Below are 18,907 nucleotides of genomic sequence, written 5' to 3'. Positions count from 1 at the left end.
TTGATCCCCCTCAAACCGAAGGTCGGATCGACCTAAAAATGCTCACCGATCCGGAACGGGCCGACGCGCGTTCCCGCGGACACGAGATAGGCAGTGGACCAGCCGATCAGCAAAAACCCGTCGATCCCTTCCAGCGCGGTGAGAAGGCGCCATTGCCGGCTCGGGATCACGTCGCCGAAGCCGACCGTGGCGAAGGTCCTGGTGGAGAAGTAAAGCGCGGTCTCGACATCGGGCAGGACGGCGAGCAGGCGGTATGAGACTGCCCAGGCCCAGACCTCCACCGTCAGGATCAGGAACAGGCCGAGCACCACGAACATCATCGCCACGATCCGCCCCCAGCGCCGGTGCAGGCGCAGATGCGCGATCAGCCGCGACAGGACATGGGTCAGCGCCATCAGCCCGAATGTGTGGATCGTGACGCTGGCGCCGATCATCGCCGTGCCGATGGCAAGGCTCATGCCCATGCGCGCAGCCCCCGGCCCCGACGCGCCCCCTCAAGCCCTTGCCGTTTCGCGCCGGGAGAGTTCGCCGCTCGCCACGGCCGCGAGGTCGAGAACGATCCGCCCGGTGACATGGCCGGACTTCAGGTCGGCGAAGACACGGTTGATCGCCTCCAGCGGCACGGTCTCGATCTCTGCCCTGACCTTGCCCTCGGCGGCGAAGGCCAGGGCCTCCTCCAGATCGGCCCGCGTGCCGACGATCGAGCCGCGCAGCGTGATGCGCTTCAGAACGACATCGAAGATCGGGGTCGCAAATTCGCCCGGCGGCAGGCCGACCAGCGCCACCGTCCCCTTGCGCCGGACGATCCCGAGCGCGGCAGCAAACGCAGGGGGCGAGACGGCGGTGACGAGCACCCCATGCGCGCCGCCGCCCGTCGCCTCCAGGATGCGGGCCGTGGCTGCCGCGTCGCGCGCGTCCACCGCGAGATCGGCGCCCGCCTTGGTGGCCAGCGCCAGTTTCTCGGGCGCGATGTCGAGCGCGGCCACATGCAGGCCCATGGCCTTGGCATATTGGATCGCGACATGGCCAAGCCCGCCGATCCCCGAAATCGCCACCCACTGGCCGGGCCGGGCCTCGGTCTCCTTCAGCCCCTTGTAGGTGGTGACGCCCGCGCACAGGATGGGCGCGGCCTCGGCAAAGCCCAGCGCATCGGGCAGCCGCGCGGCAAAATCGGCATGGGCCAGCACGTATTCGGCAAAGCCGCCGTCGCAACTATAGCCCGTGTTGTGCTGATGCTCGCAAAGCGTTTCCCAGCCCGTTTCGCAATATTCGCAGCGCTGGCAGGAATCGTGCAGCCAGGCGACGCCGACCCGGTCGCCGACCCGCAGATGGCGAACCTCGCTGCCGAGTTCGTGGACCACGCCCGCGATCTCATGGCCGGGAATGAACGGGGGATGCGGCTTCACCGGCCAGTCGCCCTCGGCCGCGTGCAGATCGGTGTGGCACACACCACAGGCGACGACCCGCACCAGAACCTCGTTCGGGCCCGGACGGGGAACCGGCACGGTGCGGATCGACAGCGGCCTGCCGAACTCCTCCACCACGGCCGCACGCATCATTTTCGTCATCACGATCTCCTCGCTCGCACCTGTCTCGATGGGACGGGGCGAGGATGGGCGAACTTCGCCCCCGTCGCTTTGATCCAGCGCAAGGTGCGGGAGGGAAATGCGCCCGGGAGCCATGCGGGTTTGACGCGGATCAAGACGCGCCGCGCCGCAGGGTGCTGATGTCCGCTCTCAGACAAGCGAACGACCCGCAGCGCCTCCGGGCCGCGAGAGGTCGCCCATATCTCGAATGGCAGCGCCATGGTGCGAAGGTTCAGGACGCGTGAAGGATGGAAGCGACGCTGGAGCGAGGAGGCGAGAGCCGGCGGCGTGGCGCGGCTCGCCTTCCACCACGGCCGGCAGATCACGCTCTGCGAGGCGCTCGAAACGCTGATCGACGGTTTCCCCCGGCCGGACGAAGGGCTCTGCATGGCGCTCGGCGAACGGCTCGCGCCGCATCTGCGCCGCTATCACAGGGTCGAGGAAACCTTTTTCTTTCCCGCCCTGGAGCGCCGGCTGCCCGCGTCCGACGCGCTGCGCGCGAGCCTGCGCCGGCTGGAGGGGGAGCATCGCGAGGATCATGACGCGGCGAGCGAACTGTCGGGCGAACTTCTCAGCCTGTCGGAGCGTCGAACGCGGGAAGACTTCGAGAGCATCGCCTATCAGGCGCGCGCCCTGTTTCGCAATGTGCGCCGGCATGTGGCCGGCGAAGCGGATTTCATCCTCCCGCTCGCGGGCCAAGTCCTGAACCGCGACGATATGGCCTTCATCGAACGGGCCTACGAGCGGCTGGAAAGGGAGGCGGCCGGGCCGATCCATCCGTTTGTCCCATGATCGACAAGTCGGAACGGGGGATCACGAAACGTCGCCCGTCGCCATTCTGAGCCGCGCGGGCGAGAGAATCCGCACGGCCGTGGCATCGGTGAAATCGAGGATGCCCGCGCGGCGCAGTTCCGACATCTTGCGCGACACGGTCTCGATCGTCAGGCCCAGAAAGTCGGCCATCGCGCCGCGCGACAGCGGCAGATGGACGAGGACCGTCGCGTCCGGCGATGGCGCGCGCGAGCCATGGTGCGCCACCATTTCCAGAAAGCTCGCGACCCGCTCGGCGGCAGACTTGCGCCCGATCGCCAGAAGCCAGTCTTGGGACTCGCCAAGCTGTTCGCTGATCTGGCGCAGCACTTCGTGTTCCAGCTTCGGAAAGCGGGACAGGACCCCCTCGAAGTCGCGCCGAGCGACGGCGCAGAGCCGAACAGTGTCCCGCGCGATCGCTTCCGTTCGGTGATCGCACCCGGACACGGCGCCCAGCACGCGCGGGGGGAACTGCAGCCCGACGATCTGGTGACGCCCGTCCGGAAGGCCGCGCGACAGGCTGACGACGCCGCTGACGAGACTGGCGACCCCTTCTCCCTCGCCCAGATCCCGCTGGATGGGCTCGCCCTTCGAGACCACGCGGCGGTTCGAGACCCGGGCCATCTGTCGAAGCCCTTCCAGGTCGAGCGCCCGGCAGATGCCGCTCTGACGAACCGGGCAGCCGCAGCAGGACGGGGGACAAAGATGCTCCACCGAGGACAGCATTTCGCGGGGAGGGATATCGAAAGCCACTTGTATTGATCTTCTCCCGAAGGATGTCGCGAGCGCGGCAGGGCTGTATGTGTCGATCAGTATACCCTTATATCTGTCGAAACAACCATTTCTATACCTGTCGAAACAACCATTTCTATACCTGTCGAAACAACCATTTCGAAACATGCGGGCGCCTTGAGCGGGCCGATGGAGGCATTGGCCATCCCCTGTTCTGTATAGCCGCCAACCGCGTTGAAGGCGCGTGAGACGCTCGAGGCGCTTTGAGCCTAGGAAAGGTTCAGTTCTCCGGTTGATCTCGATCAAGGCGCGTGCCGTCGCTGAAGTGCAGCTTACGCCCGACAGCCAAGGCCGGATGCATGAAGCGAACCGGCGGAAAGGCAGGATCTATGGCCTTCGTACTTTGCTTTCTCAAAGAGACCCGAGCGGGAGAAAAGCGTGTGGCGTTGACACCGACAGCCGCATCCCGCCTGAAGCGTCTGGGCGCGGATATCCGGATCGAATCCGGCGCCGGGGTCAGTGCCACGTTCACTGATGCGGCTTATACCGATTGTCGGATCGAGCCGGACCGGCAGAAGCTCCTCAGCGAGGCGGATATCGTGCTTGCGGTGCAGCCGCCTCCGGTCGAGACCGTGCGACCGATGAAACCCGGCGCGGCCCTGATCTCGTTCATCTATGGCGCAGCCTCTCCCGATCTCGTCAAAGTGCTCCGCGATGGCAAGATCACGAGCTTTGCGATGGAACAGATCCCTCGCATCAGCCGCGCCCAGGCGATGGACGCCTTGTCGAGCCAAGCAGCTCTCGCCGGTTACTACGCCCCGCTCGTCGGCGCCGTGCATATGCCGCGCATTCTGCCGATGATGACCACGGCGGTCGGATCGCTGCGCGCGGCACGGGTTTTGGTTATGGGGCTCGGTGTCGCCGGATTGCAGGCGCTCGCCACCGCCCATCGTCTCGGTGCCGTGACCGAGGGATATGACGTCCGCCCGGAAACGAAGGAACAGGCCCTGTCGCTCGGCGCCAAATTCGTCGACACGGGCGTCGATGCACGCGGCGAAGGCGGCTATGCCCGCGAGTTGACGGCCGAGGAACGGGCGAAGGTCCGGTCCACGCTCGACAGGCATATCGCCGACGCCGACCTGATCATTACCACGGCCTCGGTTCCGGGTCGTCCGGCACCGAAGCTGATTTCAGCCGGGCAGATCGCCACCATGAAGCCGGGCTCCGTCATCGTCGATCTCGGTGCAGAAGGCGGTGGCAACTGCGAAGGCACACGCCCGGGTGAAACGGTAATGGTAGGCCCGGTCACCATTCTCGGGCCCTTGAACGTGCCCTCCATGCTCGCCCAGCATGCGAGCGAACTTTACGCCAAGAACGTCGCCAACCTTGTCGAACTGATCGTCAAGGACGGGGCCATCCGTCTCGATTTCGACGACGCGATCATCGCCGCAACCGTGCTCACCCATGACGGCGCCCTCCGCAACCCGGCCGTTCAGGCCGTGCTCAAGGTCGTCAGGTTCAAGGAGGCGGCAGCATGACCCATGATGTCACACTCACCTGGCTCATCGCCCTTTACATTTTCATGCTCGCGGCCTTCACCGGCTACGAAGTGATCAGCCGCGTGCCCTCGATCCTGCATACTCCGCTGATGTCAGGATCGAATTTCATCCACGGCATTGTGGTCGTCGGCGCGCTACACACCCTGCTGATGGCCACCAGCATGGAGGCTCAGGTCATCGGCTTCATCGGCGTCCTGCTGGGCGCAGCCAATGTGGCTGGCGGTTATGTCGTCACCGACCGAATGCTGGCCATGTTCCGCGCCAGCGGCCCGAAGGGAGGCTGACCATGTCATACGCTCTTCTTCTCACATCCCTGGATGGTGTCAGCGGTCTGGCCGCCGCCGGTCTTTTCATCTTCGGCCTGAAACGCATGTCGTCGCCGGTCACGGCACTTGCCGGCATCAAGATCGCCGGGCTCGGCATGCTGGTTGCCGTCATCGCTGCCTTCCTCGTCCTTGTGCACCTTCCCCCGGAAGCACAGATCAAACTCCCGCAGAATCTCGCGCTCGCCGCGGCTGCGCTTCTGATTGGCGGCGGCTGGGCGCTGTGGAGCGGCCGCAAGGTCGCCATGACCGGCATGCCGCAGATGGTCGCGCTTTATAATGGTATGGGCGGCGGAGCAGCGGCAGCGATTGCTGCAGCCGAGATCGTCCGCGGCCCCTCCACGAGTCTTTTACTGACCAGCGTGACGCTGGCCGGCGCCTTGATCGGTTCGATTTCACTGACCGGTTCCGTCATCGCTTGGGCGAAGCTGGACGGCAGGATCAACAAGCCTTGGCGGTTCTGGGGCCAGCAGGTTCTTAATGGCGGCATCTTTCTGCTCGCTCTCGTGCTTGCCGGACTGACGGTTACATATGGTGGCGGCGTGGCAGGAGCGCTTGCGTCGGCCTTCTTCCTTTTGGCGCTGGCTTTCGGCGTGTTGATGACGCTGCCAATCGGCGGTGCGGACATGCCCGTGGTGATCTCCCTCTATAACGCTTTTACCGGCCTCGCCGTCGGGCTCGAGGGCTATGCGCTCGCCAATCCCGCCTTGATGATTGCCGGCATGGTGGTCGGCTCTGCCGGCACGCTCCTGACCGTCCTCATGGCGAAGGCCATGAACCGGTCGCTTTCCAATGTCCTGTTCAGCAATTTCGGCGACACCGTCGCAGTCGAAAGCAGCGAGGTTGCGGGCCGTTTGAAACCGGTCAACGCGGACGATGCGGCGATCGCCATGCGCTACGCCTCTTCCATCATCATTGTACCGGGCTACGGCCTAGCCGTCGCCCAGGCGCAGCAGAAGCTCTATGAATTCGTCAAGCTGCTGCAGGCCGCCGGCGTCGATGTCAAATTTGCCATGCACCCGGTCGCCGGACGCATGCCGGGGCATATGAACGTTCTGCTCGCCGAGGCCGGGGTTCCCTACGACATCATTTTCGACATGGAAGACATCAACGATGCCTTCGCCTCGACGGATGTCGCGCTGGTCATAGGTGCCAACGACGTCGTGAACCCGGCCGCCCGTACCGACAAGACATCGCCGATCTACGGCATGCCGATCCTCAACGTCGACAAGGCCCTCCAGGTCTACGTCGTCAAACGCGGGCAAGGCCGCGGCTATGCCGGGGTCGAGAACCTGCTCTTCTACGGTGACAACTGCAACATGGTCTACGGCGATGCCCAGGCCGTGCTGACCCAAATGGTTCAATCCATCAAGGAACTGACAACAAAAGTGCCGGTGGCCGCCTGAGGTCGACGGTTACCTTCCTGTTCAACGAAAGAAACGGACATGACCTACTCAACCACCTATCCGTACACGGGTGAAATTCTCAAGACCTTTCCGAACGCCACGGACGCCGAGATTGGCCAAGCCATAGATGCCGCCCACGCAGCCTTTCTCGCCTGGCGGGAAACGTCGTTCGCCGAACGTGGCGCCGTGCTCCAGAAGGCAGCGAACCTTCTGCGCAAGGATGCCGACGCCTATGCCAAGCTACTGACGTTGGAAATGGGCAAGCTCTTCACCGAGGCCAAGGCCGAGGTCGAACTGTCTGCGAAGATCTTCGAATATTATGTCAAGAACGCCGAAGCACTGCTGCGATCGGAACCGTTGAAAGTCGCAGATCCGGCCGAAGGCGAGGCCGTGATCGTCTGCGAACCGCTCGGCGTTCTGCTCGCGATCGAGCCGTGGAATTTCCCCTATTACCAGATTGCCCGGATCATCGCGCCGCAACTCTCGGCCGGTAACACGATGCTTCTGAAGCATGCATCCAACGTGCCGCAAAGCGCGGCGGCTTTCGAACAGCTGATGCATGAAGCGGGCCTGCCCGCAGGTGCATTCACCAATCTCTATGCCACCCGCTCGCAGGTGGAGAGAATTATCAACGACCCGCGTGTTCGTGGCGTGGCGCTGACGGGATCAGAAGACGCCGGATCGGTCGTCGCCGCGCAGGCAGGCAGCGCCCTGAAAAAGTCGACCATGGAGTTGGGCGGCGCCGATGCCTTCGTCGTGCTGGCGGATGCCGATATGGAAAAGACCGTCAGATGGGCGGTCTTCGGCCGGCACTGGAATGGCGGCCAAGTCTGTGTCTCCTCCAAACGCATGATCATCGTCGACAAGGTCTATGACGAGTTCCTGACCCGGTACCGCCGAGGTGTCGCAGGTCTGAAGGCAGGTGATCCCTTCAATCCCGAAACGACGCTTGCCCCGCTCTCTTCACAAGGCGCCGCGGACGACATCAGGGACAAGATCAGGCAGGCCGTCGCCCATGGCGCAAAGGCCGAGGAGGTCGGCCCTCCCGTGCCCAATCAGGGCGCGTTCGTGCAGCCGACCATTCTGACCGATGTCGGAGAGGACAATCCGGCCCGTTACTGGGAGTTCTTCGGCCCGGTATCGATGCTGTTCCGGGCGAAGGACGAGGCGGATGCGATCCGTATTGCCAACGACTCGCCATTCGGCTTGGGCGGCTCGGTGTTCACCTCGGACACGAAACACGGTGCGGAGGTCGCCAGGAAAATCTCGACCGGCATGGTGTTCGTCAATCACCCGACCAAGGTCGAGGCGGACCTGCCTTTCGGCGGGGTTCGGCGCTCGGGTTACGGGCGCGAGCTTCTGGGGCTCGGCCTCAAGGAATTCGTCAATCATAAACTCATCGACGTCGTAGATATCGACGCCCGGTTCTGAGGAGGCTGCTCTAATCGGCGTGTTAAGATCAAGCACTCCTAAGCTGAATCCAATCCTATCATGTGAAGGACCCGACCGGGTCGACCCAGAAGGGAAGCGTGATCAGCGACGGACCACACGTTAGTCAGGGCCAAACATCAGTTCGGGAACGCTCGACCTGAACACGCTGAATAGAGACGAGCCCGCTGACTTCCATGATGCGTACAACTTTGCACGCCGCTTGAAGACCCTCACGGGCCAGATGCCCTGCGAGTTCAACTGCGAGAAATGAACCCCAGAGCCGGAGCGCTCTGGGCCCAATCCGGCTCAGCAAATACCGGGATCAAATACCTAAGGGTTCCTGCCTACTGCTACAATCCCACGCGTAGCCGTTTGGCGCGTTCCTTGAAGGCTTCGGCTCCGCCTTCGAGGATGTTGCACACACTCCCGCGAATATCCGGGTCTTCCAGTCCACCGGCCTGATAACGGATTTCAGGGAGCTGTCCTGGACGGTGGGGACCACAGGTTGCCACGATAACCTGATCTGCATCGGTATTGACGATCAGATTGGCATTATGGGTGACAATGATGATCTGCCGGCGCTGCTTGGCCGATCTAAAGCGTTCTACCAGCTCGACAAAGATCGAGTGCGGATCAAGGTTTTCTTCTGGCTGATCGACGATGAGGGGGCGATCATCATCTGTGTCGATCGCCAGGTAGAGCAGCAACAAAACGATGCCTCGTGTGCCCGGTGACAGCCTCTCTACGTCTGTCCCGTCATACTGAATGCCGTAGGCTATCTGGATATGGTCGGTGCCATAGAGCCAAGCGGAAATGTCACCAACCCACTGACGGAAATCGGCAGCCTTAGCCGGGTCACGGCGATTGTAAGGACAGCATTCAATGATGGCCGGGTCGTGTGCTTCGCGAAAAACGGCAAGAGCTTTCGACACATCCTCGGCCGTACCCGTGCTCCAAGCCGGAAGGAGACGGGCGCGCGCGTGATCGGCCAGTGTGCCTATGCGCAACTTCGACCCCATGCGCAGGTCCAGCAATGCTTCTCCCTTTCGGGCCCAAGCATCGACGTCGACGCGACGTCGAACCTGGAACGATAGTTTGCGCGCCGATCCGCTCTCGGCCTCAATCCGACTGGCGAGCGGGGCATACAGGCTGGACAATTCGGCCTGCTCGGCAACCAGCGCGTTGAACACACGTGTATAGGCGGCTTGGCGCTCATCGCGAATTTCCAGCAGACGCGCTGGTGCCTTCTCTGCCGTCGCGATCTGGCGCTGAAGTTTGACCACCTGTGCCTCATCAGCTGCGATTTTGCTGTTAAGCGTCGTCAGCGACTTTGCGGCTGCCCGATCGACGCCAATGAGGCTCTCAAGCCGCTGTGTTTCCGCCGCAAGAACAGCGATTGATAGGGTTTGAAGCGGTGCACCTTGTGGCAGCTGAGACGTGGTGGGAGGTGACGTTCCAGCTGCTTCTGCGACAGGTGTGCCTGCAAGCGCTTTCAGTGCCGTCACGGCAGTTGCGCGTTCGCCAGCGATTGCGGCGTCAACATCGCCTTTGAACGTCATTTCGAAACGTTGCCATAGTGGCTCTGGCATCTGCGCAGCTTCATGGTGCTGGCGCATCTGACGGAGGGCGTCAGGAAAGGTCCGCTTGCGCGCCAGGGTGACCTCATGCGCGAGTGTATCGAGCGCGTTGCGGCGGCGTTCGAGCTGTTCATGCTCCGACCTGCGCTTTTGCAAAGCCTCTGCAACGACGTTGTATGCTTGAAGACGGGCCTGATCGCCGCCACTTTTCCCTACAAGGGCGGAGCGATCGGTCTGCGCCTTCGTGATCGTTTCTCGCAGAGTTGTCAGCCTGCTTTGGAGCGAGCCGATGCTCGCCTCTTTTTCCCGCTCCCCAACAAACTCCGTCGATAGGTCGCGAAGTTCATCCTCAGCTTGCCCCCGTGCCGTGCGTGCGCTCTCCGCACGCAAATCGAGAAGCTGGGTGAAATCCGTGGCGCCAAGCCGCTCTTCCGTGGGGTGAGCAAGAAAGATAACCCGCTGGATCTCAGTCAGCAGTTCATCATTCAGCCCCTCAGCCGAGCATAGTCGGTCGACAAATTGCTGGGAGAGATAACGCACCTGTGGTTCGCCTTCTTCGCCGGCATCTTGCAGGACGCTGGCGATCGTCTCGCTACATGCGGAGCCATCATCCCAATTCAGCTCGACAGTAGCCTCGGTGAGATGGTCGCGTGCGCGGTGGACGAAAGAAAGCTTGTTTGCTTTCACGGACAACGCGGCACCGCCGGCGGCGATCAGATCAGCGAGAGCCGTCTTTCCGGAGCCCCGCGCGCCAATGATCCCGACAAGACCAGGGTTCAGAGGCATGACGGCATCGTAGAGGAAGGGGGCGCCCTTCACATTGACGTCCGTCATCACCTGTGAAGGCTGTGCCGCAGGCGGTGCCGCAGTCCCCACGTGAACCCGCATCTCAGGCTCAAGGCACGCTTGGCGTAGCGTCTCGAACGTCACCTGTCCCTTGAGCCAGCACCGACGGTCTTGCGCCGGGGCCGCCACGACCTCGGGACGATGCGCATCGCTACCGTGCAGGCACGGCTTCAGGCCGCCATATTCGGCTACCAACACCTCGCGAGTCACCGGTCCTTTGCCGAGCCAGAACTGCCGATCGCCTGGCCTGCTCGAGAAGATGATGTTGGAGGCGCGTTCGATCTCGCGCCGCAGCCGCGTTAACGACCCATCGCTTTGTAAGCTTGCGGAGCCATCGACGTTACTAGCCGGAACCGCGACAAGAATGTTGGATCGTGCCCAATCGCTTGCCTTCATTGCCTCGCGAAGGACGGCGAGGTCGACCTTGAATTGATTGGTTCCAGCTTCTAGTGCGCCTTTGTCACTGGTTGCATTGGCGTCGTGGGCGCGGCCAAGCCGCATGATATCAGCTGGTGTGCAACGGTAGCGCTCACCCAGTGCTTCGAACCGCAGATCGGAGAGGAAGGCGTGCAGACGGGCAAGATGGTCTTGATCTTCGGGTGATACCAGAAGGTGGATGTTGATCGCCGATCCCCGAGGCGTTCCAATCCCCAACCGAAGCTCGACATTGGGGAAGATCAGGTCGACATCCTTAAGCCGGCCAGCGCACTTATAAGCGACAGCCTGCTCGTAGGTCGCAGTGCTGAAATAGTCAGTGATGCCAAGGGCGCGAACCGGCGGATCTGAAGCCTCGATTCGGGATATGAACTGTTCCCATCCGTCGGCGGCAGGGTATTGATCAGCGAGGATCGTGCCCGGAGTATGGATGTGGGGATCCCAGCGATGCCAGACCGATCCCCTGCTAAGCTGTCCCGCCATTCAAACAACCCTTCCCGATGCCTTGTTCGGCACCTAATCGGGGGTTGTTATACGTCTACGTTACGTTGTGAGTAAGAGCGCGCATATGAAAGCCAGCCCAACTCGATGAAACAATGGTGGATTCTCCCAGGCACTTCGTTTGCGGTTCAATCGCTACGATCGCAAGAGGCAGTTGATAATCACCATGGTCCATCCGCTGACCATCAGCTTTTCGATCACCTGAGCTTCCGGCCGAATGGGGCTGCATCCGAACCTGTTGAGGGCATATCGCTCAAAGGGTTCGAACATGGACTTGCAGGATGCTAGCCCTCGTATAATCCTTTTCCGAATATGCCGCTTATCTAAACTGTTCGACGCGCAGTCCGAGATCGCGCGCGACCTTCGACCAAGCTTTGTCAGCGGTCACGACCGTTACCGCGAGCTTTTGTCCTAGCGCTAGGCACGCGCGATCACCATGGCTCAAACCGAATGGCTTGGTGAGAGCGAACATACCGCCGGCACGCACGGCGAGATCGAAATCAAGGGGATGAACGACGAGGCCGAGATCGCGAACGAGTTGCTCGGCTTCCTCCACGCTCATACCGGTTTGGCAGAGCTTCGAAATCGCTTCCTGAATTGTCAGACTGGAGACAGCAGCTCCCTCATCGATCCATCGCTCGACTTTCATCGCGCCTTTTTCGGCGAAGGCATAGGCGAGGATGGCCGAGGTATCGATCACGCAAGCCGTCACGAACCAGACACCTCGCTTGAGAGTGCGATCTGTTCGTTCTCACGCGCGGCCTCGGCTCGTTTCTCTTGCAGAAACTCCTCCACGATACTGACGCCGGGCTGAGCGTATTTTTTGGCAATCTCCTGGGCTCGTTTGCGTCGAAGCCGTGCAGTGGTCAGAGTGACCCGATCGCCCTCTGCTTCGATCAAAACCTTATCCCCCTTCGTCAGCCCTAGAGCCTTCCTCAGGGCTGCCGGCAAGACGACGCGCCCATTATCTTGAAGTGGCAACTCGTAGACGACCATCACATAACTCCCAAAAAGGCTGATATTATCATAATGCCCTCGATCGAGGAATGCGCTCTTTCTTTTGGTCGATTAGACACTTGTTTGATAGGTCGGTTATTGCGCAGGATTTGTCATATCAGATGGGTAGCGTCACTTGTGCTCATAAAATGGCATGCGCTGAAAAATGTCTAAAACCTATGATCTGTCATGCTCAACGCTGATAGGCTCATTTCGTCGAACAGAACACGTCCAAATTTGATCGTTTAAGGACAGGCTCCGCCGATCCTGACCAGAAACCAACTATCCGACGTATCGGACATGTCCTATAAGATCGTGACGTATAAGGTCGTTTTCGAGGCCCGATGTCCCGAACTTTTGCCTATGTCCGCGTCTCCACCCACGGCCAGGTCACCGAAAATCAGATCGGTGAGATCAAGGCCGCCGGCTTCGACGTCCATGCCCGCCGCGTCGTCTCGGAAACCGTCTCCGGATCGGTCGCCACCAAGGAGCGCGAGGGCTTCACGCGTCTTCTCGACCGGATGGAGGAAGGGGACGTTCTCGTCGTCACCAAGATGGATCGTCTTGGCCGCAACGCGATGGACGTGCGCACGACGGTTGAGACGCTAGCCGAGATGGGCGTGAAGGTTCATTGTCTGGCGCTGGGCGGTGTCGACCTGACCAGCTCGACGGGCCGGATGACGATGAGCGTCATCAACGCGGTCGCCGAGTTCGAGCGCGACCTCCTGATCGAGCGCACCCATGCAGGCCTGATCCGGGCGAAGGAACAGGGCAAGGTGCTGGGCCGTCCGCGCAGCCTGACGGACGCGCAGAAGCAGATGGTGCGGGAGAAGCTGGGGGAGGGGGCTTCGGTGTCGAAGCTCTCACGCGACTATGGTGTCAGCCGACAGACGATCCAGCGGGCGCGGGATGAAGGTAGGGAGCGAGCTGATCCGGCCTCGAAAGAGGACGACGATGCAGGCCCTTCGTAGCGTTTTGGAAGCGATCGCAGCATGTCGGCTTTGCGCCCAAACCGGCTATTCGCCGCGGCGCTCAGAACCTCTCCTGTGTAAAGGCGGTTGGGCCATGCAGATTAACCGGACTCAGGCCAAAAACAGGAAGGCGGACGTTCATTCAGACGCTTAACACTATCATCGCGGGCACTAAGATCGGACCGACGAGAAGCTTGGTCGAAGTTATAGTGTCCATCCTAGGCGGCACCTACTTCAGCCAATGGCCAAAATCGTCGGAGACGCCTGCCGCATGCCAAGGGTTCTTCCAGAGCTCGTAGTAGCGGATGTCGTTCGACGACGGCTTTGGTGAGCATTCGGTGATGTACACGACGCACGGCATTGCAACGGCATCACCGATGAGCAGCGCCTCGCCTTGCTCCAACGCCGGCAACCCTGCGGTTAGGTTGCCGAGTGTGTCGGGCAGCAAGCGCTTCACATAGGCCTGGTCTTCTGGGTTGGTTAGGCGCATCGCCAGGAAATTGCTACACTGAGAAAAGATCGTCTCCGAAATCTCCGATGGGCGCTGGCTCGAGATCATCAGGCTGACCCCGTATTTTCGACCTTCCTTGGCAATTCGCTCGATCGAGTTCAGCGAAGCCTTAAAACGTGCGAGATCGCTGCGCGGCGCATATTTGTGTGCCTCTTCGTAGACGAGTAGGAACGGCGTCTCGCATTTGCCGGTCTGTCGGCGCTCGTGATACGAAAAATCGAATAGAAGCCGCGTCACCAGCGATACGGTTATGCTGAGGACCTCAAACGGTATGCCGCTCAAATCGAGGATGGTAACGTTGGCGCTCGAAGTCTTCTCATAGCCGGTTATCTGACGGATGACGTCTTCGAGCGTCGCCTTCGCAGCCCTTGGGCCGAACATGAAATCGAGACGCGAATTGTTGATCTTTGCCGATATCCGCCGGACGAACTTGTCGATCGTGCCGTCGGCATAAGGACCGCCGTTAATTTTGCCTGTGGCCTTAAAGGCGAAATCCACAGGTTGAGTACAATAGGCGGTCAAGCGCGCGCGATCATCGGCATAGGTAAATGAGTTCCCATCTTTAGTTTTGATCGTGAGCGGATCGTTCGCATCCTTGGTCTCCCGCGACAGATTGGCAAAGCAAGTCTGCAGATGGGCGATGTCGTACTTGAGGGGACTGTCGAAATTGACTTTGGCGATCCCCGGGTTGGCCATCTCCTTGCAATGCGTGATAATCGTCCGTAGTAACGCTTCCTGATTGTAGTTGTTGCTGTCACCCGACTCGAGGAACATGTCACCCATCTCGCCGTCGTTGAGTAACCAGTAGGGGAGCACGATATCGTCGGCAGACAGCAACTTGGCCGCAGGAAACGCGGATGCATATTCGCCATGAATGTCGAAAATGACGATGTGCGAATTGTTGAGCCCGGCGTAGCCGTGCGACTTCGCGGTCGACGCCTCCTGCAGAATTTTAGACACGCTGGACGACTTTCCCGACCCCGTCGCGCCCACCACGGCGATGTGCTTGTTGAAGAAGCGGTCGCCGTGGACGGGAACCTTCACGTCCCGTTGTCGCGTAAGCGATGAGAAGCAGCACCGTTGCTGTTCTTCGAACGCGTTGGCGTAGATCGCAGCAATTTCTTCACGGGTCGCGGGTACGACCCGCTTAGGCGGAATTGCGAGTTCGTCGCCGCCTCGCCGAAAGATGTCCTCCTTGAGCGTGCCGAGTGGATAGGCATCGATCATATAGAGGCGCTGGTGGTCATCGCCCTTCGCCCGCATCTCGATTGAAAAGCTTTCGATGATGCAGATCAGCGAGACATTGTCGTTGTCGGAAATCTTCAGGAACGATCCGACGCGCAGCGACTGCCCGGCGATCTCGAACGACAAGAGATCGTTGACGGCAATACGCACCTTGTTCGGGAAAACCGAGACGACCTCGGCATTGATCTCACTCTCATCCATCCAACTTGCTCTCTATACAATTTTCATAGCCATTGTAGCGCTGCGCACAGGCACCGAAATCTGCCGAAACTTCGCGTCGATCTCCTGCGGTTTGCCGGCATGAAGCTGGACAACGAGCCGGCGGCGCACCGATGCATCGAGCGCAGCGGCTAACTGCGCGCCGTCGCCGACGATGCGGGCCGCGATCGGCTCAAGCGCCGTCTGAGCGACCAGGAGCTGCTGTGTGGTGAATGGCGCCCCAAGAAAGGCGTAGCCGTCTGTGATTCGGTAACTCTCAGCTATCAGCTGGCTCTTCAGCTTAACGAGATCCGCCGGGCCGAGGCGGGGGAAAAAGAAGAAAGGCGCGTAGCGTTCTTTCGAGGGTTTGGACTTCGATCTGTGACTGCTCCATCCGCCAATGATATGGCGCACGAGGGTGATCAGCATATCCAGGGTTTCGGTGTCGGGCAAATCGATGATGAAGAAGCGGTCGTGATTCTCGACGTTGAGGCGGGCAAAATGTGCTTCGCGGATTAACTTACAGTAGGCCGCTTCGCTTTCTCTGCGAAGCGCCCAGGCCGAATAGACGGCGACGTTGGGCTGGATCTGCTGCAGGAAGTTCTTCCGCGTCGTGGTCCGTGCGGCTTTCGACGAGGCGCTCGAAAGCGATGCCATTGCGGAGAACGCCGACGGATAACTGTATAATTTGGCTTCGTCCTCGGCCACCCCGAGCGCGGCGCGCAGCGCTTCAATGACCCGTGCTCGGTGCATGTCGAACGGCTCGCTGAGAACGACCTTAAACCGGCCGCAAAAAGCCGTCAGATCCTCGTCCGACGCTCCCAAGTCGGTTTGCAGATTGATCGTGGTTTTGACGCGAGTCTTGGTCGCAGGATCAACCGCGTACTGGGCGCGAACGAGCATGCGCTGCATATCGGCAAGCCCATAGGAGGTCGCTACGCCAGCTGAGTCCCTGAAGTAACCGTAGAGGACGTACTTTTTCCGTAGCCGAACGTCCGCCGGATAGCGGAGAAATCCCGTCATCATCGGTAGAATGGCGTCGCGCAAAGTCGAGTCCGTGAGCTTCTGGGCTTCGTAGTACTTGACTTGTCCATAGATCTGGGTCTCGTCCGTGAGAACGTCGAAGTCTTCGACCCCCTCCACCGTGATTAACTCGGACTTGGTTGCGCCAAGCACGGCGAGAATGCTCGCATCGAACTGATACATGTAGCCGCGGATCGTTGCCGTCGCTTCGCGCTGCGCTTCCTGAGCTTCCGCCTCGGTCATACTTCGTTCTCGGTTAGTAAGAGCCGGATGCCGGAAAATTCAGGAACGCAAGGTTGCAGCAGGTCAGCAAGATCCCTTGCATACGCTTCGCTGCCTCGGTCAAGATATCAAACATCAGATTAGGAGCACTTGACCTCTACGAACTAGATAGTCATCCCTATAAGGTCGTCAACCACCGAAGCCCGATCAAGAAAAGCCCTACAAAGTATATACAGATAGAAAAAATCATAAACGATCTTCTTTCCTTTATTACGTTGTAGTATGTACCTCTTATTTTGCAATCAATTATTTTTTTTCTATCTAAAAAAACACCTATTGCAATAGTAGAAATAAAGGAAATAATGCAAAATAATATTAAAATCTCAAGGGTTATTTGCAAGAATGACTTTATCACAATTATTTTACCTCAACGAGATTACACACTTAAAGAGTGTGTGTTAGCCATTTTTGAGCCATATTTCATTCAGTGGAGGTAGCTTTGGCTTCTGGAACCCCAATTGGTGGCGGTGTTTACGGTCAAGCGGCATTTGTTTTCGGGGCTAATATCGGGGTAACGCCAGACGGGTATGGAACGATCGGTGGCTTTACTCAGGTTGGAGCCGGTGTTGGCGGGGCCATGGGAGGCAGCTTCACTTATGGCCAGAATGGCTGGGAATTTGGTTCGTATCAAGCTGTAGGTTTAGCCACACCGTCTGGACTTCCGGGCGGTACGTTTGCGGCACTGTACGATCCTTCCAGTGGTCATGTCGTTGCGAACTTGGGCTACGGTGTTGCCGATTTCTTCGAGGCCGGCGTCTACGCGGAGTTTGGAAGTCCGTCAGACTTTAGTAATTGGTATGAAGACAATTTTGGTTCGCCCCCACCCATTCCCGACAATTGGATACCTCCCCAACCAAACGAGCCGGGCGATCCGAGCGAGCCAGGCGATCCGAACGAGCCGGGCGATCCGAGCGAGCCAGGCGATCCGAACGAGCCGGGCGATCCGAACGAGCCAGGCGATCCGAACGAGCCGGGCGATCCGAACGAGCCAGGCGATCCGAACGAGCCGGGCGATCCGAACGAGCCATTTGGGCCTTGGCCTCCGGCTCCTCCCACTCCGCCGTGCGACCCGTTAGTAATAGACCTTAATGGCGACGGCATTAAACTCATACCTGTTAAAGGTACGAGCGCTTATTTTGATTTTGAAAACGATGGTTTTGCTGAAAAGACTGGCTGGCTTTCAGCTAATGACGGTTTTTTGATTGAAGATAAAAACGCGGATGGACTCGTCAATGGCGTCAGTGAATTGTTCGGATCTTCAGTGGAAGACGGATTTGTATCGTTAGCAAAGAAGGATTCCGATGGAAACGGCGTCATAGATGGCAACGATCAAGTATTCGATTCGTTAAAAATTTGGGTTGACGCGAACGGCGATGGATTATCCACCTCTGATGAGGTTCATGGACTTGACTACTATGGTATAAAATCCTTCGACCTCAATCATAATTTTAGTGGTGAGCTTTCGAACGGGAATGAAATCAGAAACACCTCGATTGCTACCAAGCAAGATGGTTCCACCCTTGTTACGGGAACTGCATACTTCGCCTCGAATAAAACCATTTCGAAATGGGTGATGCCAGATGGATTGGTCCTCGATCCCATGGCAAGTATGCTGCCTCAGCTCAAAGGCTATGGTAAACTTCCAGACTTGAGCTACTCTCTTACTTTAAATGTAGAACTCAAGCAGGAGGTGATCGGACTAGTTACGTCAGCTCATGCCGATAATTTTGAGCTATTTCGTGGAAAATTTCATGAAATGCTTTTTACATGGGCCGGCGTCGGAGGCATTGATGAAAACGAATATGGATCTTATGCAGATAGCAATAAAGTTGCATTCCTTGAGCGTTTTTTTGGCGCAAGCGTTTATGAGTGGTCTGGAGTATCTGATATAAATGGGAGATTTGCTGAGCAATTGAATTTAGAGTTTTCAAGGATAGCAGACGCCTTACTCCTTCGTTTTTCGGCTCAAGTTAGTGCATCAGGATTTATTAATGGTATTGACGTTCATACCATTTTTAGCAGTCCATTATTTTTATTATCCAGCCTGCGTTACAATGGAGTTAAAGACAGCTTCGAAGGCTCTATAAACGCCAAAATCATTGATGCATTCATTCCAAGCGACCGCGCGGAGTCCTTAAAATTCATAACTCCTGTAATTACCCTTCTTGAAGGATCTGTCTTTGATTTTGGATCCGGCAGCACGGCTTCGATCAAACAATCTATAAAAGGGCTCATTTCTGGAATTGAGGACAACTTCATAAAAATCGTCGCTAATGAGATTCTTTCTGGGAAGCAGATAATAGCTGATTTTTCTGGAGAGAACATAATTGCTGGCGGCAGCGGAGGAGATGTCATTATTGGATTGATGGGCAACGACACGCTCGACGGCAAGGGCGGCTCGGACACCTATCTCTACGCCCGTGGTGACGGCCACGACAGCATCAACGAGGACCCGAGCTACAACTCGGCCATCAT

The 18,907-nt window shown here is 58.9% G+C and carries 14 protein-coding genes and 1 pseudogene; 7 read left to right on the top strand and 8 right to left on the bottom strand.

What is annotated here, in order from left to right:
• Nucleotides 1-32 precede the first annotated feature (32 nt).
• Nucleotides 33-464 carry an ion channel gene (locus AUL36_RS22040; protein WP_062224295.1) on the bottom strand — a complete coding sequence of 144 codons (432 nt, stop codon included), beginning with the start codon at nucleotides 462-464 and terminating at the stop codon, nucleotides 33-35.
• A 30-nt stretch (nucleotides 465-494) separates the two neighbouring features.
• Nucleotides 495-1,568: an alcohol dehydrogenase AdhP gene (gene adhP, locus AUL36_RS22035; RefSeq protein WP_062224321.1), complete on the bottom strand. Its 1,074-nt coding sequence runs from the start codon at nucleotides 1,566-1,568 to the stop codon at nucleotides 495-497.
• 306 nt (nucleotides 1,569-1,874) lie between these two features.
• On the opposite strand from adhP, the gene AUL36_RS22030 reads away from it, so the two are divergent.
• Nucleotides 1,875-2,378 carry a hemerythrin domain-containing protein gene (locus AUL36_RS22030; RefSeq protein WP_062224293.1) on the top strand — a complete coding sequence of 168 codons (504 nt, stop codon included), beginning with the start codon at nucleotides 1,875-1,877 and terminating at the stop codon, nucleotides 2,376-2,378.
• Between the two features lie 21 nt (nucleotides 2,379-2,399).
• Here AUL36_RS22030 and AUL36_RS24360 read toward each other — a convergent pair whose 3' ends face one another.
• A complete protein-coding gene (locus AUL36_RS24360; RefSeq protein ID WP_062224291.1) occupies nucleotides 2,400-3,020 on the bottom strand; it encodes a Crp/Fnr family transcriptional regulator in 621 nt (206 codons plus the stop codon).
• Nucleotides 3,021-3,517: 497 nt separating this feature from the next.
• Between AUL36_RS24360 and AUL36_RS22020 the strand changes: the two genes are divergently transcribed.
• From AUL36_RS22020 to AUL36_RS22005, 4 genes are read left to right on the top strand one after another with little or no spacing between them, the layout of a single operon-like run.
• Nucleotides 3,518-4,666: an NAD(P) transhydrogenase subunit alpha gene (locus AUL36_RS22020; RefSeq protein WP_062224289.1), complete on the top strand. Its 1,149-nt coding sequence runs from the start codon at nucleotides 3,518-3,520 to the stop codon at nucleotides 4,664-4,666.
• Nucleotides 4,663-4,971 (top strand): NAD(P) transhydrogenase subunit alpha, encoded by a 309-nt coding sequence (locus AUL36_RS22015; protein WP_062224287.1) that lies wholly within the window; start codon nucleotides 4,663-4,665, stop codon nucleotides 4,969-4,971. Before AUL36_RS22020 ends, AUL36_RS22015 begins: the two co-directional genes overlap by 4 nt.
• 2 nt (nucleotides 4,972-4,973) lie before the next feature.
• Nucleotides 4,974-6,416: an NAD(P)(+) transhydrogenase (Re/Si-specific) subunit beta gene (locus AUL36_RS22010; protein WP_062224285.1), complete on the top strand. Its 1,443-nt coding sequence runs from the start codon at nucleotides 4,974-4,976 to the stop codon at nucleotides 6,414-6,416.
• A 39-nt stretch (nucleotides 6,417-6,455) separates the two neighbouring features.
• Nucleotides 6,456-7,847, top strand: coding sequence for an NAD-dependent succinate-semialdehyde dehydrogenase (locus AUL36_RS22005; RefSeq protein WP_062224283.1), 1,392 nt, complete (start codon nucleotides 6,456-6,458; stop codon nucleotides 7,845-7,847).
• Nucleotides 7,848-8,197: 350 nt separating this feature from the next.
• On the opposite strand, the gene AUL36_RS22000 is transcribed toward AUL36_RS22005, so the two are convergent.
• From AUL36_RS22000 to AUL36_RS21990, 3 genes are all read right to left on the bottom strand, one after another.
• Nucleotides 8,198-11,188, bottom strand: coding sequence for a TrlF family AAA-like ATPase (locus AUL36_RS22000; RefSeq protein ID WP_062224281.1), 2,991 nt, complete (start codon nucleotides 11,186-11,188; stop codon nucleotides 8,198-8,200).
• Between the two features lie 337 nt (nucleotides 11,189-11,525).
• Complete coding sequence (locus AUL36_RS21995) at nucleotides 11,526-11,906, bottom strand: PIN domain-containing protein (RefSeq protein ID WP_192843894.1); 381 nt, start codon at nucleotides 11,904-11,906, stop codon at nucleotides 11,526-11,528.
• Nucleotides 11,907-11,914: 8 nt separating this feature from the next.
• Nucleotides 11,915-12,202 carry an AbrB/MazE/SpoVT family DNA-binding domain-containing protein gene (locus tag AUL36_RS21990; protein WP_062224277.1) on the bottom strand — a complete coding sequence of 96 codons (288 nt, stop codon included), beginning with the start codon at nucleotides 12,200-12,202 and terminating at the stop codon, nucleotides 11,915-11,917.
• Between the two features lie 344 nt (nucleotides 12,203-12,546).
• Between AUL36_RS21990 and AUL36_RS21985 the strand changes: the two genes are divergently transcribed.
• The gene (locus AUL36_RS21985) at nucleotides 12,547-13,173 is read left to right on the top strand and encodes a recombinase family protein (RefSeq protein ID WP_062224275.1); all 627 of its coding nucleotides are present in this window, start codon (nucleotides 12,547-12,549) and stop codon (nucleotides 13,171-13,173) included.
• Nucleotides 13,174-13,402: 229 nt separating this feature from the next.
• On the opposite strand, the gene AUL36_RS21980 is transcribed toward AUL36_RS21985, so the two are convergent.
• A complete protein-coding gene (locus AUL36_RS21980; RefSeq protein ID WP_062224273.1) occupies nucleotides 13,403-15,130 on the bottom strand; it encodes an ATP-binding protein in 1,728 nt (575 codons plus the stop codon).
• Between the two features lie 12 nt (nucleotides 15,131-15,142).
• Nucleotides 15,143-16,393 carry a hypothetical protein gene (locus AUL36_RS21975; RefSeq protein WP_062224271.1) on the bottom strand — a complete coding sequence of 417 codons (1,251 nt, stop codon included), beginning with the start codon at nucleotides 16,391-16,393 and terminating at the stop codon, nucleotides 15,143-15,145.
• A 478-nt stretch (nucleotides 16,394-16,871) separates the two neighbouring features.
• Here AUL36_RS21975 and AUL36_RS24905 point away from each other — a divergent pair.
• A pseudogene (locus tag AUL36_RS24905) lies at nucleotides 16,872-18,907 on the top strand (hypothetical protein); the annotation flags it as partial.

The sequence above is a fragment of the Aureimonas sp. D3 genome, assembly GCF_001463805.1.
Classification (GTDB): domain Bacteria; phylum Pseudomonadota; class Alphaproteobacteria; order Rhizobiales; family Rhizobiaceae; genus Aureimonas; species Aureimonas ureilytica_A.
The sequence above is the reverse complement of the archived record's forward strand: the minus strand, read 5'-3'. Positions and strand labels throughout refer to the sequence as shown.